This window comes from Nocardia arseniciresistens (assembly GCF_046764875.1).
In the GTDB taxonomy this organism is placed as follows: domain Bacteria; phylum Actinomycetota; class Actinomycetes; order Mycobacteriales; family Mycobacteriaceae; genus Nocardia; species Nocardia arseniciresistens.
In genome coordinates this window covers 20,799-42,424 of record NZ_JBKORD010000031.1, presented here as the reverse complement: position 1 = coordinate 42,424, position 21,626 = coordinate 20,799, and the positions used below count along the sequence as shown (strand labels likewise).

Here is a 21,626-nt window from a genome sequence, read left to right as displayed (position 1 = left end):
ACGCTCAGCGCGCGCCGGAACCGGTGGCCTCGTCGAGCAGGCTGTAGATGCGCTCCGGCGTGAACGGCAGCGCCCGATATCGGACCCCCGTCGCATTCTCGAGCGCGTTGGCCAGCGCGGGCGCCACCGGGTTGATGCAGCACTCCGCGATGCCCTTCGAGTGCAACGGCCCGACAGAATCCGTCGAGTCGACCGTGAGCACCTCGGTCCGTGGCACATCGGCATAGGTCGGGATGCGGTAATTGCGCAGGTTCGGGTTGACCATGACGCCGTTCTCGTCGACGTGGAAGTTCTCGGTCAGCGCGAAACCGATGCCCTGGGCGACACCGCCCTCGATCTGGCCACGCACCTGCGCCGGGTTGATGATTACTCCGGCGTCGGTGGCCTGCACGCTGTAGAGGATGCGGATCTCACCCGTCACCTGATGGACGGCGATACGGAAGCCGTGGCTGTTGAACACAACGCTGCGCGGCGACCCGAAAGCCTTGCGCGCCTCCGTCAACCGGATACCACGGCGGCGCGCAAACTCGATCAGCTCCGTGAGTGACAAGCGGCTACCACCGCAGACGACCCCGTCGTTGTCCATCGAGCAGGAAGCGACATCGACCTGCGCATGCGAAGCGGCCAGAGCCAGGATGCGATCGCGTAATGCGTCGGCTGCCCGCAGTACCGCGTTCCCTGCGACGAAGAGGCCCGCGCTGGCGAATGCCCCGGTATCGAAGCCCGTTCGGTCTGTGTCGGACTGCACGATGCGCACCCGTGCCGACGTGGTGCCGAGCTGGTTGGCGACGATCTGCACATGCGCGGTCGAGGTTCCCTCGCCGAACTCGACGGTGCCGACGGCGAGCTCGTAGACGCCGTCATCCCCGAGGGTCAGCCATGCCTCGGAAAGGTGGTCGGTCGGCGGCGCGGTCTCGTGCAGGGAGCTGGCGGCACCCGTACCGACGAGCCATCCGTCTCCCGGTGGCGGCCCGTCGGTGTTTCGCCGGAGGGCGTCGTCGACGAGATCGATACATTGCGCAAGGCCGTCCTCGCTGAACATGACGTCGTCGGGGCCGTCGTCGAACGCTACGAGGGCATCACCGGGACGCACGATATTGCGCCGCCGCAGCTCGAACGGATCCATATCGAGCGCGATCGCCAGCTCGTTCATGGCGGATTCGACCGCGAACGCGGGCTGGGTCATGCCGTAGCCACGCAACGCGCCGCTCGGCACGGAGTTCGTGTAGACCGAGTAGGCGTCGACCTTCTTGTTGGGGCAGCGGTAGATCGCGATGGCGGCCCCACCCGCGAACAGGGTCTCGCCGCCGTGGTTTCCGTAGGCGCCCGTGTTCGACACATTGCGAACCTGGAACGCGGTGAGTGTGCCGTCGGCCCGTGCGCCGAGCTTGATCGTCAGCGTCATCGGGTGCCGTGGTGATGCCGTCGTGAACTCCTCCGCCCTGGTGAACTCCAGGCAGACCGGCCGCCCGGTGTCCAATGCGGCGAGGGCGACCAGATCCTCGGAAATGACCTCTTGCTTGCCGCCGAACGCACCGCCGACACGTTTGCTGAACACGCGCAGCTGATCGGGACGAAGGTCGAAGAGATAGGCGACCTTGCCCTTGGCGATCGACGGAGACTGCGAGCTGGTGCGTACGTGCAGGCGGCCCTCGTCCATCCATGCGATCGATCCGTGCGTCTCGAGATGCGCGTGTTGCACGCGCGGTGAAAAGTAGGTGCCCTCGTGGATCACATCGGCCTCGGCGAACCCCGCCTCGACGTCACCGACGTGCCCGTGGATCTCATGCAGAATGTTGTGCTCGGGATCTCGAACGAACGGGTCGGCCGAGCCGTGCAGCTGGGGAGCGCCGTCTGCCATCGCGGCTTCCGGGTCGAAGACCGCGGGCAGCACCTCGTACTCGACGGCCACCTTGCGGCAGCCCGCTTCGGCGGCCGCAACGGTGTCGGCCAGCACCGCGACCACCCGTTGACCGACGAAGCGCATTGTGTTGTCGAGGATAAAGGTGTCGTTGGGATCGACCAGATGATCGGTGTGAATCGCGGTCGTGAAGCGCTTGCGCGGCACATCCTCCCAGGTATAGACGCGATGCACACCGGGGACCGCGAGCGCCTCGGTCTTGTCGATGGATACGACCCGGGCATGCGCGTGCGGTGAGTGCAACACCCGCAGGTGCAGCATCCCGTCGATCGCGGTATCCATCGTGAATTCGGCACGGCCCGTCACCACCTCGGTGCTGTTAGGAGCGCCGACACTCGTGCCGACGGCCCGGCCCGGCAGGGCGACCTCGATCTCGGCGAAGCCGTTGACCGCGTCTTCGATCGCCCGGTAGCCGGTGCAGCGGCAGAGGTTGCCTTTCAACGCGCGGGCCAGGTCTTGCTTCTGGGCATCGGTGAGCGACACCGCGGTCATGATCATGCCTGCGGTACAGAAACCGCACTGGAAGCCGGGGGCGTCGCGGAACTGCCGCTGCATCGGGTGCGGGTCCTCCGGCGAACCGAGGCCTTCGATCGTGGTGACTTCACACCCGTCGGCGCGGAACGCGGGGGTGATACAACTGTGCACCGGGTAGCCGTCGAGCCACACCGTGCATGCGCCGCAATCGCCTGCGTCGCAACCCTTCTTGACGCCGTGGTAGCCGAGCGAGCGCACGAACGTGCGCAAGCATTGACCGGGGTTCGGCTCGTCTTCGAAGGTGGTTCCGTTCACGGTGTAGGTCATGGCGGGCATACTTCGGTGAATTCGACGCGGATCTCCTCGGCGAAATGCCTGGCCAGGTGGCGACGGTGATCGGGTGTGCCGTTCGGATCGCTGAACCACACGTCCTCGGGTATCGCATCGATGCACCCCCGGAGCGCGTCGGCGTCGGGCATGGCGCCGAACGCCATGCGCACCGGATGTGTGGTGCCGGCGGTGATGGTGAGCAGCAGGTCGGTGGTGCCCGGCGACTGGGTGGCGATCATGAACAGCGTCGAGCGGCCAAGGCGCGTCAGGGTGAAACGCCGGTGTGTGTGCCGCTTGCGAAGCGCGCTGACCGGGATGTCGACGCGGCGCAGGATCTCGCCGGGAGCGAGGACGTTCTGGTGGTCGCCGGTGACGAAGTCGCTCGCATCGACGGTCCGTTCGACCCCATCCGCAGCCCACAATGTGTACGTGGCTTCGAGCGCAACCGTCATAGTGATTATCGGGCCCGCGGGCAAGGACATACAGATGTTGCCGCCCACCGTCGCCGCATTCCAGATCTTGAACGACGACAGGAACGCCGCACAACTTGTGGCGAACAGCGAAGCGGCGCGCCAGTCGCTCGGCGGTGGGAAAGCATTGAGCTCACCGATTGTGCACGTCGCACCGATCTCGAGGCCGGCATCGCTCGGCACCAAGCTGTCCCAACCGAGCGCGGTGAGGTCGACGAGGCGGCGCAGATCCGGCTGCTCGGTCGAGAACAACCACGTTCCCCCGGCGAGCCACGCGTCACCATTGCGCCAGACCGCACCCGGCCGGTCCGGGGGGTGCCGAACGATGTCGGTGATCGTGTTGAGATCCATAGCGCTGCTCCCCAGGGAAGGTGCCATGCAGTCTCGCCCGCGGTGACGATGGTGCCCCGAGGGGTCAGGCGGAGGATGCGCGCAGGGCGAACCAGCCGCTCGTCGGGTCGGCATACCCGTGGTAGAGCAGAGGGATTCGCTGGTCTATATCGAAATGGCGGTAGACGGCGAGCATTGCGGTGCGGACCGCGTAGTCCTGGAAGTCATCGACGCGTCGTGGGCCGATCGGCAACTCCGGGAGCAATGCCAGGCGAGCCATGTCTTCGGGGTCGGCGGTGTCCAGGCCGATCGGCTCTGGGTCGTCGATCAAATGATCGTGCAGCACGGCGCGGGTACGCGCATAGTCGGGCAGTAGCGTAGAGAAACCTCGGAACTCCGCACGCACCGAACTGTTCGGCTCGACCTGCGTCTGCACCAACTCCGTCAAACCGGCATCCAGATGCGACGCCTCGGCAGCCACGGTGAGCGGCACCTGTTCGAGCAGATGCAGAATGCACCCGCCCCGCACCAACGGTTGCGGAGCAAGAAATACCGCCAAGACCGGATCTCGGTACTCCCGGCAGGTCAAACAAACTTTCGTGTGAATCGGATCGGTCATGCGGCCCTCCTCGCGAGAGGCGTCGGCCGCTACACCGGACCCGCAAGCGACCTCGATTGAAATATCCATCGAACGCCGACCGTCGAAGACCGCTGCGATCGCCGACACCCGACCGGGGTTGCACTGGCAAGTATAGGAGCCTGCTACCCAAGAGGAAATGCCCTCGCACAGTCGTCGAGTTGGGTCACGATCGGCTTATCGCGCGCACCGATCGCGACCCAACAGTCGAGCGCTGAACGAATCGGCGTCAGGCGGAGACAACCGCCTGTTCGCGCTGGAGTTCGAGGGCGATGTCGATGAGTTGGTCTTCCTGGCCGCCGACCAGTTTGCGCTTGCCCGCCCGGACGAGCATTTCGGCGGCCGAGACGCCGTAGCGTTCGGCTTGGCGTTCGGCGTGCTTGAGGAAGCTGGAGTAGACGCCCGCGTAGCCCATCATGAGGGCTTGGCGGTCCAGGAGGCATTCCTGGGGCATGACGGGGCGGACCACGTCTTCGGCGGCGTCGGCGATGGCGAAGAAGTCGATGCCGGTTTTGATGCCGAGTTTGTCGGCGACGCCGACGAAGGCCTCGACGGGGGTGTTTCCCGCGCCCGCGCCGAAACGTCTTGCGCTGCCGTCGATTTGCTTGGCACCGGCACGGACGGCGTAGATCGAGTTGGCGACCGCGAGGTCCAGGTTTTCGTGACCGTGGAAGCCGACCTGGGCGTCGTCACCCAGTTCCGCGACCAGCGCGGCGACTCGGTCGGAAACCTGTTCCAGCACAAGGGCTCCCGCGGAGTCCACCACGTAGACGCACTGGCAGCCCGCGTCGGCCATGATGCGTGCCTGCTTGGCAAGCGCCTCCGGCGGCTGGGTGTGCGACATCATCAGGAAGCCGACGGTTTCCAGACCGAGCTCGCGAGCAAGGCCGAAGTGCTGAATGGAGACGTCGGCCTCGGTGCAGTGGGTCGCGATGCGGCAGATCGAGGCGCCATTGTCCTGGGCGACCTTGATGTCTTCCTTGACGCCGACACCGGGCAGCATGAGCACTGCGATCTTGGCCCGCTTCGCCGTCTCGGCGGCGATCTTGACCAGTTCCTGCTCGGGGGTTTTCGAGAAGCCGTAGTTGAACGACGAGCCGCCGAGGCCGTCGCCGTGGGTCACCTCGATAACCGGGACACCGGCACCGTCGAGGGCCGCGACGATATTGCGGACATCCTCGCCGGTGAACTGGTGGCGCTTGTGGTGCGAGCCGTCACGCAGCGAGGTGTCGGTGACGCGGATGTCGAGTTCTGCGGAATATGCCATGGTTGAAGCTCCTTACACCCGGGTCGAGAGGATCTGCTTGGCCATGACCTCGCCGACCTGCGTGGCAGCGGCGGTCATGATGTCGAGGTTGCCCGCATACGGCGGCAGGAAGTCGCCTGCGCCCTCGACCTCGACGAAGACCGAAACCTTCGCCATACCACCGGAAACCACCGAGGGCGGGTCGAACTGTGGCTCGTTGAGCAGCCGGTAGCCCGGCACGTACTTCTGGATGTCGGCGACCATCTGGTGGATCGATGCGGCGATCGCATCGGTGTCGGCATCCTCGGGAATCGCGCAGAAGATGGTGTCGCGCATGATCATCGGCGGCTCGGCCGGGTTCAAGACGATGATCGCCTTGCCGCGCTGCGCGCCGCCGATCGTCTCGACGCCGCGGCTGGTTGTCTTGGTGAACTCGTCGATATTGGCGCGGGTGCCCGGTCCAGCGGACACCGACGACACCGAGGCGACGATCTCGGCGTAGACCACCTCGACCACCCGCGACACCGCCGCGACGATCGGGATGGTGGCCTGGCCACCGCAGGTGATCATGTTGACGTTCAACGCATCCAAGTTCGCGCCGAGATTCACCGGCGGCACCACGGCGGGACCGACCGCGGCGGGCGTGAGGTCGACAGCGCGGATTCCGGCCTCGGCGTAGCGCGGTGCGGCGGCACGGTGCACGTACGCCGAGGTTGCCTCGAAAACCAGGTCCGGCAGCTCGGATCGGCCGAGCAGCCAGTCGACGCCCTCGTGCGAGGTCTCCAGCCCCAGCCCGCGTGCGCGCTTCAAACCCTCGCTCTCCGGGTCGATTCCGATCATCCACTTCGGCTGCACCGTGGTTGAGCGCAGCAGTTTGTACAGCAGATCGGTGCTGATATTGCCGGATCCGACGATCGCGGCGGTGACGGTCCCCGTTTCGGACACGGCAGGCCTCCTATTTGAATTGCAGACGAACAGAACCGAGTCCGGCGAACTCGGCATGGAAAGAATCGCCGGGGCGGGCGTCGATGGCGCGGGTGCACGACCCGGGCAGCACGATGTCGCCCGCCTTCAACCGCACCCCGAAACTCGCTACCTTGCGAGCCAGCCACGCCACCGCGATGACCGGATCACCGAGCACCGCGTCGCTGCGGCCCTCGGCAACCACCTCACCGTTGCGGGTGAGCACGGCATCGATGGCTTTGATATCCAGGTCTTTCGGCGCGACGCGCGCGACGCCGAGCACAAAGCCCGCCGAAGACGCGTTATCGGAGATGGTGTCGGCCAAGCCGATCTTCCAGTTCTTGATCCGGGTATCAATCAGCTCGATCGACGGCGCGTAGGCCACCGTCGCCGCGAGCACGTCGGCCTCGGTGCAGTCTTCGCCGGGCAGATCCGCGCCGAGTACGAAGCCGACCTCCACCTCGACCCTGGGGAACAGGAAGCGGGAGGTCTCGACAGGAACGTCCTCGAAGACCTCCATATCCGCGAGCAGGTGACCGTAGTCGGGTTCGTCGACGCCCATCATCTGCTGCATCGCCAGCGACGAAAGACCGACCTTGTGACCGACCACCTTCGCGCCGTTGTCGAGCTTGCGCCGGATATTGATCAACTGGATCTGGTAGGCGTCGACGACATCGATGTCGGGATGCCTGGCGACGAGTGGGTCGATGGCCACCCGGTCGCGCTCGGCGCCATCGAGTTCATCGGCCAATTCGGTTCGTACCGAGTCGGACAGCACGCTAATTTCCTTCCACTGTTGTCGGCTCGGGCATCGCGGCCCGCGCGAGTGCCACCACGGGCACGGAACCGGTTTCATCGCCCGCCGCGAACTTGCCCGCGCGTCGGCCGGAGTAGACGCAGTCGGCGAGGGACAGTCCGCTGACGTAGGAATCCGAGCAGATGCCGACCGCCGTCCGTCCCGCCGCGAACAGGCCCGGGATAACGGTTGCGGCAGTCGATTTCACCGCTCCGGTGCCCTCGTCGACGACAACGCCGCCGAGGGTGAGCATCGGGCATGGGTTGATGACGCTCGGTTTGATACCGACATCCAACAACCAGAATGGCCCTGCGCCTACCGTTTTGGTGAACTCGGCGGGCTTTCCGACCGGATCGGGTGTGCCGTTTTCGATGGCTTTGTTGTGCGCTGCCACGGTGGCGCGCAAACCGTCCGCGTCAATACCCGCCTTCGCCGCGACGGCGTCGAGGGTCTCGCCGCGCACCGCGGTCCGCCGCATCGCCTCGAACTGCGCGCGCTGGAACCAGGCGGCTTGACCACCGATCTGCGAGATGGCGGTGCGCATCAGGTTGTCGTCGGCGAGCAGCCAGCCCTTGCCGTCGTGTTCGGTGATCAGCGCATGGCCGACCGCCGCGCCGTAGCGGGTTTCGTCGATCACCCGCTTACCGTCCGCGTCGACGAGCACCGCGCCGGTGAAAGCACTGGGCGGCAAGATGAATCGCCAGGCCGAGATATTGCCCATCCGATCCGTGGCGGCACCGACCTGCTGCGCCATCAGGATGCCGCTGCCGTCGTCGCCGGTGGTGCCGAGCGCGAGTCCGCCGCGGTAGCGCGGGCCGTACTCTCGCAACATCTCGCGGTTGGCGATGAACCCGCCCGCGCTGAGCACTACGCCGCGCCGGGCTCGGATCCGAATCGTGCTGCGGTAGCGGCGATCCATCTTCGCCAGCTGTCGCTCCATCGCCTTGCGCAGTGGCGGATAGTAGATGCCGGGCTTCGCGGCGATTTTCGCGATCCGCGTGTAGCGGTCCCTGATCCGGCCCGGGGCATCGCGCAGCGTCTCGCATTCGACGCCGGTCACGCTGCCGTTGTCATCGACGATCAAACGGGTTACCCGCGTGAGGGTTTCCACCCGCACGCCGCGCCGGGAAGCCGAGGCGGCCAGCGGCCCGGTCAGCTTCTTGCCGGAGGTGCCCCTGCCCTTGACCCGGTGTCCGCGCTGCGCGGGCGTGGCGACCTCGCGGCCGTAACCGGAGACCTCGCTGCCCGAGTAGTAGAGGTAGTAGCTGTCGTTGGGATAGGAGGTCTTGTACGGGCAAAGCGACGCCTCGAACGGCACGCCGTGACCCTTCAGCCACTCGATCATCGCGGGGCTCTGCTCGACGAAGCGGCGCAGCGTCTCGGGTGTGACGGCGGTGCCGACCTCTCGCTCGAGGTAGGCGAGCATCTGCTCCGAGGTATCGCTGACACCCGCTTCTTGCTGCACCGATGTGCCACCGCCCGCGTAGATGATGCCGCCCGACAGCGCGGAGGCGCCGCCACCGGCGAACCGCTCCAGCACCAGGACCTGCGCGCCCGCGTCCGTCGCTTCCAGCGCGGCAGCCGCACCCGCGGCGCCGTACCCGACCACGACTACGTCGGCGGCCAGGTCCCATTCGCCGCTTGCGACTGCTTGCAGGTCGCTCGAAACAACTTCGCCGCTTGCGACTGCTTGCAGGTCGCTCGAAACAACTTCGCCGCTTGCGACTGCTTGCAGGTCGCTCGAAACAACACTGCCCATGTATTCAACTCCGGTCTGAAACTGAAACAAGTTTTCTCGACGAATGGAACGCCGAGTAAGTCTTCTGCCACACAACATAGACCAACGGCCGCACCATTCTATAACGTGTTCTACATGACTGATCGGGAATACGATGTGGTGGTGGTCGGCAGCGGCGCTGCCGGGATGACCGCTGCCCTCGCCGCGGCCCACCATGGGCTGAGCGCGGTGATCATTGAAAAGGCCGCGCACTACGGCGGGTCCACCGCACGCTCCGGTGGTGGCGTGTGGATCCCCGGCAACAAGGCGCTGCTGGCGTCCGGACGACCCGATGACCGCGAGGTGGCGCGCACCTACCTGCACAGCATCATCGGCGAGGTGGTGCCGAAGGAGCGGATCGATACCTTCATCGATCGGGGCGCGGAAGCCTTCGACTTCGTGCTCGACCACTCCCCGCTGCGGATGAACTGGGTGCCCGGCTACTCCGACTACTACCCGGAGGCCCCTGGCGGCAAGGGCGAGGGCCGCTCGTGCGAGCCCAAGCCGTTCAACGCCATGATCCTCGGCGAAGAGCGGTTCAAGCTCGAGCCGCCTTACGCCAAGGCGCCGCTGAACGTCGCGGTCACGCAGGCCGACTTCGTCCGCCTGAACCTGATCCGCAGGCACCCGAAGGGCATCATGCGTGCCCTTCGGGTCGGCGCGCGCACATACTGGGCGAAGGCCACCCGCAAGCATCTGATGGTGATGGGTCAAGCCATCATCGCCGCGATGCGCAAGGGGCTCATGGACGCGAATGTGCCGCTGCTGCTGAACACGCCGATGACCAAGCTCATCGTGGACAACGACGTGGTCACGGGGGTCGAAGCCACGCAGGACGGTGAGACGGTCACCTTCACCGCTCGCTATGGCGTTGTTCTCGGCAGCGGCGGTTTCGAGCACAACGCCGAGATGCGGACCAAGTACCAGCGTCAGCCCATCACCACCGAGTGGACCACCGGTGCTGCGGCCAACACCGGCGACGGCATCATCGCGGGCATGGAAGCGGGCGGCGCTGTCGGCTTCATGGAGGACGCGTGGTGGGGGCCGACCATCTTCAAGGGCGGCAGGCCGTGGTTCGCCCTTGCCGAGCGCAACCTGCCGGGCACCATCATGGTCAACGCCGACGGCAAGCGATTCGGTAATGAGTCCGCTCCTTACGTCGAGGCCGTGCACACCATGTACGGCGGCGAATACGGGCAGGGTGAGGGGCCCGGCGAGAACATCCCCACGTGGCTGGTGTTCGACCAGCGCTACCGGAACCGCTACATCTTCGCCGGACTACAGCCTGGTCTGCGGTTTCCGTCCCGCTGGATGGAAAACGACAACATCGTCAAGGCGGACACCCTCGAAGAGCTGGCCGCCAAGACCGGTGTGCCCGCGGACAACCTCGCCGCGTCCGTCGCCCGGTTCAACAAGTTCGCCGAGATCGGCAAGGACGAGGATTTCGGCCGCGGCGACAGCCACTACGACCGGTACTACGGCGATCCGACCGTGAAGCCGAACCCGTGCCTGGCCGCGCTGGTGCAGGGTCCGTACTACGCGGCCAAGATCGTGCCAGGTGACCTCGGAACCAAAGGCGGCCTTGTCGCCGACACCGCGGGCCGGGTGCTGCGGGAAGACCAGAGTGTCATCGAGGGCTTGTACGCCTCTGGTAACTCGAGCACCCCGGTGATGGGCCACACCTACGCGGGGCCGGGCGCCACCATCGGACCGGCGATCACCTTCGGGTACCTGGCGGTGCTGGATATCGCGGAACGCAAGAAGTCGCGGTCGTCCACCGCGGCCGCCGAGGCATAGCGGCAAGGGCGCGTCCGTCTCACGGAGCGGACGCCCCCTTGCTATAAAACGCCGCACTGAACATTGTTGGCTCGAGGCAGCCACTGCGCTGACGGCCGGTTAGAACAGCAGCAAACCCGTGCCCTTCGGGACCGGGTAGACGATAAGGAGCAGCCGTTGCCCATCGACCCGAACATCGCGCTCGGCGCGGAACTTCCGAGCCGGGAGTTCGCCTGGTCGCCGTCCGACGTACAGCTCTACCAACTCGGCCTCGGCGCGGGCACCCGCTGGACCGACCCCGCCGAGCTGCGTTACCTCGATGACCGCGTACCGCAGGTGCTTCCGACATTCGCGACCGTCGCGGCGACGCTGCACGAAACCGAGCCACCGAAGGTGCGCTTCCCCGGCATCGACATCGATCTCGCGAAGGTGGTGCACGGACACCAGGAGGTCGAGGTGCATCGCCCGATCCCGGCCGAGGGTAAAGCGACGAGCACCGGCCGTATCACCGAACTGTGGGACAAGGGCTCTGCGGCGGTCGTAGTGCAGGAACAGACTGTCGCCGGTTCCGACGGCGCGCCGCTGTGGACCACGCGCTCGTCCATCTTCGCCAAGGGCGAGGGCGGCTTCGGCGGCGAACGCGGGCCGAGCACCAAGTCCGTGCTGCCCGATCGCGCACCGGATTTCGATGTCAGCACACCGACACTGCCGCAGCAGGCGCTGCTGTACCGCCTCTCCGGCGACCGCAACCCGCTGCATTCGGATCCCGAATTCGCCCGCGCCGCGGGCTTCCCCAACCCGATTCTGCACGGCCTGTGCACCTACGGAATCGTCTGCAAGACCGCGACCGACACCGTGCTCGGCTCGGACGCGAGCCGGGTCACCGGATTCCGCGCGCGCTTCGCCGGTGTTCTCTACCCCGGTGAGACCATTCGCACCCGGATCTGGCGCCAGGATAGTGAATTGGTCATCGCGGCCACCGTCGTCGAGCGCGCGGACGCCCCCGTCCTCGCGGATGTCGCACTCCGGTTCAGCTGAACCAACACGGCCGTGCGGTCGAGCCGAATGCGGCTCGACCGCGTCGTTCTCGCTAACCGGCCGCGGCAGTGCCATCGTCATCGCGGCGTCGCTTGACCGCGACTCCTTGAATGATCAAGCCGTACAACACGATCACCAGCACCGGCGCGGCGATCGGAACCCAGGCCAGACGCAGCGGCAGCAGCGCGGCTCCGACCGCTACCGCCGCGAATCCGACCGCGCCGACCACCGAGGGCACGGTCGTCGGGACCACACCGACCGGCGCCGCTACCGTCGCGGCGTTCAACAGGTAGGTGGTGGCGACCAAACCCGTTGCCGCGGCGGCGAGTACGCCGGTGTCAGCGAAGGCGAGCACGCCGATCGCGAGCAGCACCGCCGCGACGGCTCCGAGCCGGAACCACCAGCCCGCGGCGACCAGGATCAACGCGGGAATGCCCGCCCATGGCGTCATCAGCGTTACCGAGGCCACCAAGAGCACACCGGACAGGATCGCGAGGAAACGGATCATCGGCGCACCCGGAAGGCGCGACGGTGCTCCGGGATCAGGCGCATGACCTCATCGAGGCGCGCACCGTCGGGCCACGCCACGATGTCGACGCCGACGGTGCCCATGTCTCGATACATGGAGGCGCGCTCCAGCTGCCACATTCTGGCCAGCGTCGGATCGAGGTGATCGTAGAAGGGCGGGCCGCGCAGGACATCCACGACGATCACCACGTGCCCACGCTTGCGCAGATCGATCAGCGACAGCGCGAATTGGGTGTCGAGCAGGGTGGAGAAGGCGATGACGATGGCGCCGAGCGGCACCGCCCCGTGCGGTGCCAGCGTCCCGGTCGTCGGGATGTGCTCGTCGCCGACGTCCAGCACGGTGTCGATGATCCGATAGAACTGGCGGCGCCCGATATCCGGCCGCAGCCAGCGCGGAGACCGGCCGAGGCAGACGACCGCGGTGCGGTCGCCCGCCTGCAACGTCGACTGCACCACTTGCGCAGCGCCACGCACCGACAACTCGAGGGATTCGGTGGCCGGCCCCGGCGCCTGCTGCGAAGTGTCCACGAGCACAACCACATCCGCGGAACGGTTGGTCAGCCGCTCGGTGACGTAGAGCTTGCCGCGGCGCGCGCTCACCGGCCAGTTCACGATCCGCAGCTGATCGCCGGGGGCATAGGCGCGGATGTCGGCGTACTCGACGCCTGGACCGTGCTTGCGGGTCAGGTGCGTGCCGAGCCGCTCGGGAAGCTCGGTGCGCGGCAACCGCATTCGCTGCGGATCGGTGATCGGATAGACGAAAAGCTGACCCGCGGGCAGCACCGCCGTCGCCACCGACAGTCCCGCCGGGCTGAGCGCGGAAATCCGAACCGCCAACGGATACCGACCCCAACGGTCGGCCGTCAGCGCCATCCGCAGCCCGGCGGGAGCCGCCCCGGAATCATGCGCCTCCTCGACTTCGATTCCGAGTCTTTCCACCGGTTCCGGCTTGCAGCGCAGCAGCGCATGGCCGGATTCGACGAAGGCGGCGACCGTGACCACGACCTCCTCCGTCTCGAAGCAACGCACCGTCCCGCCGCCGTCGACCTGAATCCTGGTGGGCGACTGCTGCCACGACGCGGTGGCGAGCACACCGAGCAGCGGTGCGGCGAAGACGACGAGCTGCCATCGGCCGAGTGCCACAGCGAGCACCAGTGCCAAGGCCGCGCATGCCGCGAGCATGAACACCAATGGCGCTGGACGCCAGCGTAATTCGGCCTCGACGAGGGTGCTCGCGTCGCGATGTCTCATGGCACCGAAGCGCGCGGCACCGGAAGGCGGCGCAGTAGCTCGCCGATGACATCCTCGCCGCGGATCCGGCGCACCCACATCTCCGGGCGCAGCGTGATCCGGTGCGCCATCGCCGGAATCGCCAGCGCCTTCACGTCTTCGGGAATCACATAGTCCCGCCCGAGCAGCAGGGCTCGTGCGCGCGACATCTGCACCAGGTCCAATTCGGCACGCGGGCTCGCGCCGACCTCCACCTGCGGATGCCCACGCGTCGCGGCGGCGAGCGCGACCACGTAGCCGACCACGTCGGGGTGCACCGTCACGAACTCGACCGACTGCCGCATTTCCAGCAGCCCGTTCGCATCGACCACCTGCCCGACCGTCGGCGGCGTCGAGCCACGCTCCAGGCGGCGGCGGATCATCTGGGTCTCATCGTGCTCGGAGAGATAACCGAGCCGCAGCATGAGCGCGAACCGGTCCAGCTGCGCTTCCGGCAGCGGATAGGTGCCCTCGTATTCGATCGGGTTGTCGGTCGCGAGCACGACGAAAGGCTGTGGCAGCATGTAAGTTTCGCCATCCATGCTGACCTGCCCCTCGGCCATGGCCTCCAGCAGCGCCGCTTGCGTCTTCGGCGGGGTCCTGTTGATCTCGTCGGCGAGCAGCAGATTGGTGAACACCGGGCCGCGCCGGAAATTGAACCGGCCGGAAGCCATGTCATAGATCGTCGACCCGAGCAGATCCGCGGGCAACAGGTCCGGCGTGAACTGCACGCGGGTGAAATCCAGCCCGAACGCGGCGGCGAAGGATCTGGCGATGAGTGTTTTGCCGAGGCCGGGTAGGTCCTCGATCAGGACATGACCGCCGGACAATACGGCGATCATGATCAGCTGCAACTCCTCGCGCTTGCCGACGATGACCCGGGATAACTCCCGAAGCACCGCCTCGCTGCGCTGGACGGTCGCGTCCATCGGCATCGTCATTTGTCTTCCCGCACTTGTCTCAACCCATTCTCTTCAGTCCGTGTTCGATGGGGCATTTTCCTCATTACATTCTCTGGAGACGGCGCAGAATTTCATCGAGCACCGCCCGCCCCGGTGCGGGAGTCGTCTGATCGCGCAATGCCGAGTTCGCCGGATCGACCCAGCGCCACAGTTCCGGGCCGAACTGGAGCATCCCGGCGGTCTCGGTCGCCCTTCGATTCTTCGAGACCCGCAAACCGGTGGACAGCTCGAACTCCTTGGCAAGCAACGGGCGTAGGTGCCGGTCCCAATCGGCACGGCTACCGTCCGCGCGGTCGGCGAGCATCTCGGCCCTGGCGTGCCAGTGGTACAGCATCTCGGCCGGGCCGTTCTCGATTTCGTCGGTGTCGATGTCCTGGCTCGGCGTCGATCGCGCGCGCAGCGACCAGATCAGCTGAAGCAGCGCGAGCGCCACCGGAACTCCGGCGAGGATCAGCATGGCGTCGCGCGCCTTGCCGAAGGTGATGAGCTCGACCAGCACGACGACGGCGACCGCGCCGATCACGGTTCCCATGCGATTCACACCGGCACCTCACCTTGCAGATCGGCGAGCACGATGCGCAGCAATTGCTCGGCCCGCATCCGCTGCCATTCGAGCATCGAGTGCGGGCTGAACCTGGCCTCCTCGAACAGCGCGACCAACTCGCGCGCGGACGCGTCGTGCAGTGCGCCGCGCTCGAAGGCGCGCGCAAGCACCTCCATCGGGGTGTCGGAGGCCAGCGGCGCTGCGGCGCGATCGAAGGACAGGCCGTGTTCCATGGCGACGTAGCAGGCGATGATCGCGGTGCGCGGCTCCTGGCCGGGCGCGTTCATCGCGGCGAGGCCCATCTCGGCGGCCCTCGCCAGTGAATCGACCACCGTCGGCGCGGCAGGGGCTTCGGGGGCCGCGACCGCGACCGGCTTGCGTCGGACGGCCATCGCGACCACCACCATGCCGGTGATGGCCACGGCGACCAGCACGACGGCCGCGGCCGTTGCCAGCAGCAGCGCGGTGCCGGTCAGCTGGGAAGTCGGTCCGGACGGGTCCGGGGGCGTGGTGACGATCGGGTCGGCCGGTTCGGCGGATTCGGTCGGTAGCGGCGGTCGATCGGTGGCGGCTTCGCGGCCGAAGCCGACGAAAAAGACCGCAGAAGCCGCGGCGAGTATCAGCGAGAGCCCCGCAAGCACAGCGAGCACCAGCAGGCCGACCCTGCCGAGACGCCCCGACCTGCGTTCGACGGCGCGATCCGACACCGGCATGGCCAGGGGAAGACGGTGCTGACTCGCGATTACTCCGGCGATCAGAATGACGACCGAGACGGTCAGCAGCACCGGCATCAGCGCGATCGCGAGCGCCGAAGGGATCGATCGAGACTGCGCGGGGCCGCTCGCTCCCGGAATGTGACCGCGCAACGCGATCGCGGCAAACGCAACCAGCGTGATCAGCACGATCACGCGCAATATCGGCGCACGCGCCCCGGCCACTTCGTTACCGCCACATCTCAGTACTGCACAAAACAGCCACATAGTTACATGCCGAGCGGTCCGCTCGGGAGCGAATCGAATACATAGGACCAGGTCCTCTTTATCCCGCGACGCCGCGGCGTCGATCCGACCGGCGCGCGCTATCAGCCCAGTTCGGACCACATCACAGCGGCTGCCGACGAATCTTGTGACAGCGACCAGCAGCGGCGATCGCTGGATCGAGGGTGACAGTTGTTTTCAGGCAACTGCTGCTGGGTCCGGCTGCGGCAGCATCGGCGACGGGCTGGGTGGCGCGAGCTCGCTCAATCGGCTGGCGGCGCGCGAAATGTCGGGGAGGGGAATGTCGGCGACAAGATCCGGCAGCGGCACGTGGGCCGACACGGTGAGCCGAAGGTCGGCGTCGTAGAGGACATCGACCAGGTTCACCAGGCGCATCGCCCAGTCGAGTGGCACATTGCGCAGGCGGGGTACGTCGCAGAGTGTCCAGTTCGAAAAGTGTCGCGCGAGCTCGACGTAGTCGGCGGAGGAGGTCGGCGTGCCGCACAGGGCATCGAAGTCGATGACGATCGACGCGCCCTCGACGACCCGTGCGTGGACGTGCCGAGTGCCGATGGCTACCTCGACGCCACTCGCGCTGTCTCCCCGGTACGGCAGGTCTGATTCGGCCGACGCCGCACCCGGCACGAGGTTCTGTGGTCGGTTTGGGCGGACCAGGTATCGGCCCGCTACGAATCCGGTTGGCGCTGCGTCGCGCGAGGCGCGGGTGCGGTAGTCGAGTGGGCCGTCGACCGACAGCACGTCGAGGTGGGCGACGATGCGGTCGATGGTCGGCAGGAAGCGGTCGTGGAACAAGGGGTTGGGCAAGAGGTCCTGCGGTGGATAGTTCGACGTCACCACCAGCAGGATGCGGCGGGCGAACAGTGCGTCCAGAGTGCGCGCGATCAGCATCGCGTCACCGATATCGTGCACGTGGAATTCGTCGAAGCACACCAGCTCGGCGTCGCCGAGGAGCGTGGCGATGGCGCGATCGATGGATCCGGATGCGGCGAGGGCCGCGTGTAATCGGGCGAAGAAGCTGTGGAAGTGGAAGCGGCGCTTGTGGCTCGATGTCACGCTCGTGAAGAACCGGTCCATCAGCATCGTCTTGCCGCGACCGGGCCTGCCGTGCAGGTAGATCCCGTGGTGGCGGTTGACCGGTCGGCCGCGCCGGTCGACGAGTTCGCCGAGGCGAGCGGCGACCCGCAGCTGGTCGGCATTCAATTCGAGCGCATCGGTATTCATGACATCCTCCTGATCCTCTACAGTTGTAGAGGATCAGGCGATGCGGTAGCCAGGAAAGGTGAGGATGTCCACAACAGACCGTCGCACGCTCATCGTCGAAGCCGCCATCGATCTGATTGCCGGCCAAGGCATCCGGGCGCTCACCCACCGAGCCCTCGATACGGCACTCGACCTGCCCGCCGGGTCGGCTTCGTACTACTTCCGCACCAAACGCGCGCTAATCGAAGCGATCACCGACCGCATCACCGAGCGCTCCCGCGCGGACTTCCTCACCGCACAAGCTGCCGCCGATCCAGCGCAGCACCTCGGCTATCCAGCTCGCACCACGCACGGCGCCACAGCGATCGATCCCACCGACATCGCCCGCGCCATCGCGACCTGGCTCGACCGGCTACTCACCGACCGCCGCAATCACCTGATCGTCCGGCACGCGCTACTGATCGATCTCCTGGCCGACCCCGATCTACACCCTCGGCTGGCGCACAGCCTGTTCTCCGTGGAGCGCGCGCGAAACCTGTTCCACGCCTTGGGTTTCGCGGATCCCGCGGCGGCCGCGGCAGATTTCGTCGCCATCATCGAGGGTGCGGTGTTCGACCGCTTCGCGGGCGCTCGCACCCAGTTGCCCACGGGGACACCGGAGAGCATCGACCAACTCACCGCACTGCTATCGACCTATCTGCTCAGCAATCAACCGCGTTCCACCTAGCTCCTACCTAAACACTGAATCGTCAGCGCCGCCCACGTCGAAGTGTGGTGGCCGATAAGACTTTGGGCGCGGGGGGCCCGGCGGCGCCTTGCTCGGGACGCTGTTCGACTGGCGCGCCACTTTCTGGGTGGTAGCGATGTTGTGCCTACCTTCGGCGGTCGCGGTTGCGCGTGGCCTTCCCGCCACCGCGAGACAGCCGGAGGCATCGACCGGACCGGATCTACGCCAGGAAATCGCGCAGCTGCGGCACCCGAGACTGATCGTGGTCATGCTCCTTGGCGCGCTGGTCAATGCCTCAACTTTCGGCACCTTTACCTATCTCGCTCCGATCGTCACCCAGGTCGCCGATCTGGATTCGATGTGGGTCCCTGTCGTACTCGTACTGTTCGGGTCAGGGGCATTTGTCGGCGTCACCGTCGCAGGACGCCTGTCCGATCAACGGCCCGGTCTTGTTATCGCGGTCGGCGGGCCGCTACTGCTCGCGGGGTGGGTCGCCTTGGGCTTTGCGCCACCGACCCGTCGCTGCCGCCACATTGAGTACCCAGCTGGCCGAACTCGGACCTGTCTACGCCAGCAGCATCCTGGTCGCGATCGCGCTGATAGTCGTTCTGCCGCTTCGGGCTGTCATAGCCTCGTGCGACTATCGTTCCCAGCCGCGTTCGCTGTAGGTGCTGCCGGAAGAAAAGGCGCGGATTCCGGCGAGCGGATAGCGGATGATCGAGTCCTCGGGCAGGGCGTCGAGTGGAAACCAGCGAAGTTCGTAGCATTTATCCGGCTCCCGGTTGGTCGGCGCACCGTTCCATCGCAGCACCTCGAAGAACAGTCCGAGGCGGGATTCACGGCCGGAACCGATCACGTGGGCGGTGTGGAAAAGCCGCAGATCCGCGGGATCGATGACGATGCCGATCTCCTCGTGCGCCTCGCGTACCGCCGCGGCGGCAACGGACTCACCCGCTTCGAGCTTGCCCGCGGGCAGATGCCACAGGCCGTCGAACTCGTCCTCGCTGCGACGCTTGCTGAGCAACAACTCGTTGTCACGGATGACCAGGACATGAGCGTCGACGAGATGCCGGTCGGTCATAAAACTCCTCCGTGATCGGCGGCCTACGCGGGGATCAGGTCAGTTGGCGCTGAGTACGAGGCCCGAGGTCGGCACGCCGGTCCCCGCGGTGACCAGGATGTGCTCCAGGTCTTGGACCGGATTCACGGAGGTGCCGCGGATTTGGCGGACGGCCTCGGCGATGCCGTTCATACCATGGATGTAGGCCTCACCGAGCTGGCCGCCGTGCGTATTCAGTGGGAGGCGACCGCCCATCTCGATCGCGCCGTCGGCGATGAAATCCCGGGCCTCGCCGCGACCACAGAAGCCGAGTTCCTCCAGCTGCATGAGGACGAACGGGGTGAAGTGGTCGTAGAGGATGGCGGCCTGCATATCGTCGGGACGCAGACCGCTCTGCGCCCAGAGCTGCTCGCCGACCAGACCCATTTCGGGTAGACCCGTCATGGCGTCGCGATAGTAGCTGGTCATCACGTACTGATCGGCGCCGGAACCCTGTGCGGCCGCGGTGATCACAGCGGGACGCTGCGGCAGGTCACGGGCGCGTTCGGCGCTGGTGACGACGATCGCGACACCACCGTCGGACTCCTGGCAGCAGTCGAGCAGGTGCAGCGGTTCGGCGATCCAGCGCGAATTCTGGTGCTCTTCCAGCGTGATCGGCTTGCCGTAGAAGAAGGCGTTCGGGTTCACCGCGGCATGCTTGCGGTCGGCGACGGCAACCCTGCCGAAGTCCTCGCTCGTCGCGCCGTAGACGTGCATGTAGCGGCGGGCGACCATGGCCACCTGCGCGGCGGGCGTGCCGAGACCCTGCGGATAGGACCAGCCCGCGTCGATACCCGAGGAGGTCGGCGCGGCGGCGAGTGCCGTGGAGAACTGGCCGAAGCGCGACACCGAACGCTCGTTGAAGGCGCGATAGGCGACGACAACGTCGGCGACCCCGGTCGCGACCGCCATCACCGCCTGCTGAACGGTGGCGCACGCGGCGCCACCGCCGTAACCGATGTGGCTGAAGAACTTCAGCTGCGGGATCCCGACGGCGCGGGCGACCGCGGCCTGGGTATTGGTGTCCATGGTGAAAGTCGTCAGGCCGTCGACATCGGCAGGCGTGAGGCCCGCGTCGGCGAGCGCGGCGGTGACGGCCTCGGCGGCAAGCCGCAATTCACTGCGCCCGGAGTCCTTGGAGAAGTCGGTGGCGCCGATGCCGACGATGGCCGCGCGGCCGGATATACCGTGCTCAGTCATTCGAACCCCGATAGGAGATAACGGCTTTCGCCGTGATGTGGTCACCGAGGCTGTCCTTGCCGACGACGGCGATGTGGATGTCGTCGCCCGACACCTCGGTCACTGTGCCGGAAAGGGTCAGCGTGTCACCGGAGTACAGCGGAACACCCAGCCGCAGGGCGATCGACCGCACGATCGCGCGCGGCCCTGCCCAATCGGTGACGAAGCGCTGCACCAGACCGGTGTCGGTGAGGATATTGACGAAGATGTCCTTGGAACCGCGGGCTACCGCCTTGTCCCTGTCGTGGTGAACATCCTGAAAATCCCTGGTGGCCAGGGCCGTGCTGATCACGAAGGTCGGGTCGACCTCGATGACGAGGTCGGGAAGTTCGGTACCGACCCGAACATCGCCTCGGCCGATCTCTGCTCGCTCACTCATGCGCTCGCCCGCCAGACCGGCAGCACGACATCGTCGCCGAGCTTGTCGAACTCGACCTCGACCGGCAGGCCGACCTTCACTTCGGCCGTGTCGATACCGCGCAGTTCACCGAGCATGCGCACGCCTTCCTCCAATTCGACCAGCGCCACAACGAACGGCAGTTGCCGCCCGGGCACTTTCGGCGCGTGATGCACGACGTAGCTGAATACTTCGCCGCGTCCCGAGGCGACCACGTAGTCGGTCTGCTCGGACTTGTCTTTCCAGATCGCCGGGATCGGCGGATGCCGCAGGGTGCCGTCCGGCAGCCGCTGGATCCGCAGCTCGCCCACCATGGTGCCCGCCCAGAAGAACTCGGTGTCCTGGGAAACCAGCGGCTCGACGCGAGCTCCCGAGGGCTCTTTCGGTGCGGCGGCGGTGCCGGGTACGAACTTCAAGAGCCGGAAAAGCATCTCGGCGACGACCTCGTCGCCGACCTGCCAGCTGGTCTGGAAGGTGACGAACCAGCCCTCCCCGAGCGCGGTTCGCTTCGGGCCACGGATTTCGGCCAGCCTGCTGGTGACCGCGACCTGCTCACCGACATTCAGATACCGGTGATAGGTCTGCTGACAGTCGGTGGCGACCACCGAGGTGTAGCCGGCGGCGTCGAGCAGGTCGGTAACCTTGGCCATCGGATCATCTTGTGGGCGAGAACCGTTGAGCCCGAACATGGTCCACACCTGGGCCATCGCCGGTGGCGCGACGGCGCCGGGGAAACCGGCGGCCCGTGCGGCCTCGTCGTCGACGTAGACGGGGTTGGTATCCCCCAGCGCCTCGACCCAGTTGTTGATCATCGGCTGGTTCACCGGGTCACGCCCGAGCCGGGGCGCGCAGTCCCCTGCCGCGATGATGCGTTCGGCGGCGGCGGTAATCGCTTCCGGAGTCAT

At 66.5% G+C, this 21,626-nt stretch carries 20 protein-coding genes and 1 pseudogene; 4 read left to right on the top strand and 17 right to left on the bottom strand.

Features of this window, described 5'->3' with window-relative positions; translation table 11 throughout:
* Window positions 1-4: 4 nt before the first annotated feature.
* The 7 genes from ACLMAJ_RS37115 to ACLMAJ_RS37085 all read right to left on the bottom strand — a co-directional run bounded on the left by ACLMAJ_RS37115 (window position 5) and on the right by ACLMAJ_RS37085 (window position 8,926).
* A complete protein-coding gene (locus ACLMAJ_RS37115) occupies window positions 5-2,722 on the bottom strand; it encodes a molybdopterin-dependent oxidoreductase (protein ID WP_412018591.1) in 2,718 nt (905 codons plus the stop codon).
* Window positions 2,719-3,546 carry an FAD binding domain-containing protein gene (locus tag ACLMAJ_RS37110; protein ID WP_412018590.1) on the bottom strand — a complete coding sequence of 276 codons (828 nt, stop codon included), beginning with the start codon at window positions 3,544-3,546 and terminating at the stop codon, window positions 2,719-2,721. Before ACLMAJ_RS37110 ends, ACLMAJ_RS37115 begins: the two co-directional genes overlap by 4 nt.
* A 64-nt stretch (window positions 3,547-3,610) precedes the next feature.
* Window positions 3,611-4,144, bottom strand: coding sequence for a hypothetical protein (locus tag ACLMAJ_RS37105; RefSeq protein ID WP_412018589.1), 534 nt, complete (start codon window positions 4,142-4,144; stop codon window positions 3,611-3,613).
* A 247-nt stretch (window positions 4,145-4,391) separates the two neighbouring features.
* Entirely contained in the window at window positions 4,392-5,429 is a 1,038-nt protein-coding gene (dmpG, locus tag ACLMAJ_RS37100; RefSeq protein ID WP_412018588.1) for a 4-hydroxy-2-oxovalerate aldolase, read from the bottom strand.
* A gap of 12 nt (window positions 5,430-5,441) precedes the next feature.
* Window positions 5,442-6,353: an acetaldehyde dehydrogenase (acetylating) gene (locus ACLMAJ_RS37095; RefSeq protein WP_412018587.1), complete on the bottom strand. Its 912-nt coding sequence runs from the start codon at window positions 6,351-6,353 to the stop codon at window positions 5,442-5,444.
* Between the two features lie 10 nt (window positions 6,354-6,363).
* Window positions 6,364-7,149: a 2-keto-4-pentenoate hydratase gene (locus ACLMAJ_RS37090; protein ID WP_412018586.1), complete on the bottom strand. Its 786-nt coding sequence runs from the start codon at window positions 7,147-7,149 to the stop codon at window positions 6,364-6,366.
* A 1-nt stretch (window position 7,150) separates the two neighbouring features.
* Complete coding sequence (locus tag ACLMAJ_RS37085; protein ID WP_412018585.1) at window positions 7,151-8,926, bottom strand: FAD-binding protein; 1,776 nt, start codon at window positions 8,924-8,926, stop codon at window positions 7,151-7,153.
* A 105-nt stretch (window positions 8,927-9,031) separates the two neighbouring features.
* On the opposite strand from ACLMAJ_RS37085, the gene kstD reads away from it, so the two are divergent.
* The gene (gene kstD / locus ACLMAJ_RS37080; protein WP_412018584.1) at window positions 9,032-10,741 is read left to right on the top strand and encodes a 3-oxosteroid 1-dehydrogenase; all 1,710 of its coding nucleotides are present in this window, start codon (window positions 9,032-9,034) and stop codon (window positions 10,739-10,741) included.
* A gap of 156 nt (window positions 10,742-10,897) precedes the next feature.
* Window positions 10,898-11,758: a MaoC family dehydratase gene (locus tag ACLMAJ_RS37075; RefSeq protein WP_412018583.1), complete on the top strand. Its 861-nt coding sequence runs from the start codon at window positions 10,898-10,900 to the stop codon at window positions 11,756-11,758.
* Window positions 11,759-11,810: 52 nt separating this feature from the next.
* On the opposite strand, the gene ACLMAJ_RS37070 is transcribed toward ACLMAJ_RS37075, so the two are convergent.
* The 6 genes from ACLMAJ_RS37070 to zapE form a co-directional block, all read right to left on the bottom strand.
* Window positions 11,811-12,266 carry a hypothetical protein gene (locus tag ACLMAJ_RS37070; protein ID WP_412018582.1) on the bottom strand — a complete coding sequence of 152 codons (456 nt, stop codon included), beginning with the start codon at window positions 12,264-12,266 and terminating at the stop codon, window positions 11,811-11,813.
* A complete protein-coding gene (locus ACLMAJ_RS37065) occupies window positions 12,263-13,537 on the bottom strand; it encodes a DUF58 domain-containing protein (protein WP_412018581.1) in 1,275 nt (424 codons plus the stop codon). The genes ACLMAJ_RS37070 and ACLMAJ_RS37065 overlap by 4 nt, the downstream gene beginning before the upstream one ends.
* Entirely contained in the window at window positions 13,534-14,496 is a 963-nt protein-coding gene (locus ACLMAJ_RS37060; protein ID WP_412018580.1) for an AAA family ATPase, read from the bottom strand. Before ACLMAJ_RS37060 ends, ACLMAJ_RS37065 begins: the two co-directional genes overlap by 4 nt.
* 64 nt (window positions 14,497-14,560) lie before the next feature.
* Window positions 14,561-15,049 carry a hypothetical protein gene (locus ACLMAJ_RS37055; RefSeq protein ID WP_412018615.1) on the bottom strand — a complete coding sequence of 163 codons (489 nt, stop codon included), beginning with the start codon at window positions 15,047-15,049 and terminating at the stop codon, window positions 14,561-14,563.
* A gap of 5 nt (window positions 15,050-15,054) precedes the next feature.
* The gene (locus tag ACLMAJ_RS37050) at window positions 15,055-15,999 is read right to left on the bottom strand and encodes a DUF4129 domain-containing protein (protein WP_412018579.1); all 945 of its coding nucleotides are present in this window, start codon (window positions 15,997-15,999) and stop codon (window positions 15,055-15,057) included.
* A 237-nt stretch (window positions 16,000-16,236) separates the two neighbouring features.
* Window positions 16,237-17,280 (bottom strand): cell division protein ZapE, encoded by a 1,044-nt coding sequence (zapE, locus tag ACLMAJ_RS37045; RefSeq protein ID WP_412018578.1) that lies wholly within the window; start codon window positions 17,278-17,280, stop codon window positions 16,237-16,239.
* A gap of 64 nt (window positions 17,281-17,344) precedes the next feature.
* Between zapE and ACLMAJ_RS37040 the strand changes: the two genes are divergently transcribed.
* On the top strand, window positions 17,345-17,986 hold the full coding sequence (locus ACLMAJ_RS37040; RefSeq protein WP_412018577.1) for a TetR/AcrR family transcriptional regulator: 642 nt from the start codon (window positions 17,345-17,347) through the stop codon (window positions 17,984-17,986).
* A 70-nt stretch (window positions 17,987-18,056) separates the two neighbouring features.
* Window positions 18,057-18,485, top strand: a pseudogene (locus ACLMAJ_RS37035) (MFS transporter); the annotation flags it as partial.
* A gap of 141 nt (window positions 18,486-18,626) precedes the next feature.
* On the opposite strand, the gene ACLMAJ_RS37030 reads toward ACLMAJ_RS37035, so the two are convergent.
* Genes ACLMAJ_RS37030 through ACLMAJ_RS37015 form a run of 4 tightly spaced genes read right to left on the bottom strand, consistent with a single transcriptional unit; the run spans window position 18,627 to window position 21,626 of the window.
* Window positions 18,627-19,067: an NUDIX hydrolase gene (locus ACLMAJ_RS37030; protein ID WP_412018576.1), complete on the bottom strand. Its 441-nt coding sequence runs from the start codon at window positions 19,065-19,067 to the stop codon at window positions 18,627-18,629.
* Between the two features lie 39 nt (window positions 19,068-19,106).
* Window positions 19,107-20,285, bottom strand: coding sequence for a lipid-transfer protein (locus ACLMAJ_RS37025; RefSeq protein ID WP_412018575.1), 1,179 nt, complete (start codon window positions 20,283-20,285; stop codon window positions 19,107-19,109).
* Window positions 20,278-20,703 (bottom strand): MaoC family dehydratase, encoded by a 426-nt coding sequence (locus tag ACLMAJ_RS37020; protein WP_412018574.1) that lies wholly within the window; start codon window positions 20,701-20,703, stop codon window positions 20,278-20,280. The genes ACLMAJ_RS37025 and ACLMAJ_RS37020 overlap by 8 nt, the downstream gene beginning before the upstream one ends.
* Window positions 20,700-21,626 (bottom strand): bifunctional MaoC family dehydratase N-terminal/OB-fold nucleic acid binding domain-containing protein, encoded by a 927-nt coding sequence (locus ACLMAJ_RS37015; RefSeq protein ID WP_412018573.1) that lies wholly within the window; start codon window positions 21,624-21,626, stop codon window positions 20,700-20,702. The genes ACLMAJ_RS37020 and ACLMAJ_RS37015 overlap by 4 nt, the downstream gene beginning before the upstream one ends.

What these genes read in the sequence shown, in the direction of transcription:
- ACLMAJ_RS37025 (WP_412018575.1), bottom strand. Translation starts at nt 20,285, where the DNA reads ATGACTGAGCACGGTATATCCGGCCGCGCGGCCATCGTCGGCATCGGC.
- ACLMAJ_RS37040 (WP_412018577.1), top strand. Translation starts at nt 17,345, where the DNA reads ATGTCCACAACAGACCGTCGCACGCTCATCGTCGAAGCCGCCATCGAT.
- ACLMAJ_RS37055 (WP_412018615.1), bottom strand. Translation starts at nt 15,049, where the DNA reads ATGGGAACCGTGATCGGCGCGGTCGCCGTCGTCGTGCTGGTCGAGCTC.
- zapE (WP_412018578.1), bottom strand. Translation starts at nt 17,280, where the DNA reads ATGAATACCGATGCGCTCGAATTGAATGCCGACCAGCTGCGGGTCGCC.
- ACLMAJ_RS37060 (WP_412018580.1), bottom strand. Translation starts at nt 14,496, where the DNA reads ATGACGATGCCGATGGACGCGACCGTCCAGCGCAGCGAGGCGGTGCTT.
- ACLMAJ_RS37015 (WP_412018573.1), bottom strand. Translation starts at nt 21,626, where the DNA reads ATGACTCCGGAAGCGATTACCGCCGCCGCCGAACGCATCATCGCGGCA.
- ACLMAJ_RS37110 (WP_412018590.1), bottom strand. Translation starts at nt 3,546, where the DNA reads ATGGATCTCAACACGATCACCGACATCGTTCGGCACCCCCCGGACCGG.
- ACLMAJ_RS37105 (WP_412018589.1), bottom strand. Translation starts at nt 4,144, where the DNA reads ATGACCGATCCGATTCACACGAAAGTTTGTTTGACCTGCCGGGAGTAC.
- ACLMAJ_RS37070 (WP_412018582.1), bottom strand. Translation starts at nt 12,266, where the DNA reads ATGATCCGTTTCCTCGCGATCCTGTCCGGTGTGCTCTTGGTGGCCTCG.
- ACLMAJ_RS37085 (WP_412018585.1), bottom strand. Translation starts at nt 8,926, where the DNA reads ATGGGCAGTGTTGTTTCGAGCGACCTGCAAGCAGTCGCAAGCGGCGAA.
- dmpG (WP_412018588.1), bottom strand. Translation starts at nt 5,429, where the DNA reads ATGGCATATTCCGCAGAACTCGACATCCGCGTCACCGACACCTCGCTG.
- ACLMAJ_RS37030 (WP_412018576.1), bottom strand. Translation starts at nt 19,067, where the DNA reads ATGACCGACCGGCATCTCGTCGACGCTCATGTCCTGGTCATCCGTGAC.
- ACLMAJ_RS37065 (WP_412018581.1), bottom strand. Translation starts at nt 13,537, where the DNA reads ATGAGACATCGCGACGCGAGCACCCTCGTCGAGGCCGAATTACGCTGG.
- ACLMAJ_RS37020 (WP_412018574.1), bottom strand. Translation starts at nt 20,703, where the DNA reads ATGAGTGAGCGAGCAGAGATCGGCCGAGGCGATGTTCGGGTCGGTACC.
- ACLMAJ_RS37115 (WP_412018591.1), bottom strand. Translation starts at nt 2,722, where the DNA reads ATGACCTACACCGTGAACGGAACCACCTTCGAAGACGAGCCGAACCCC.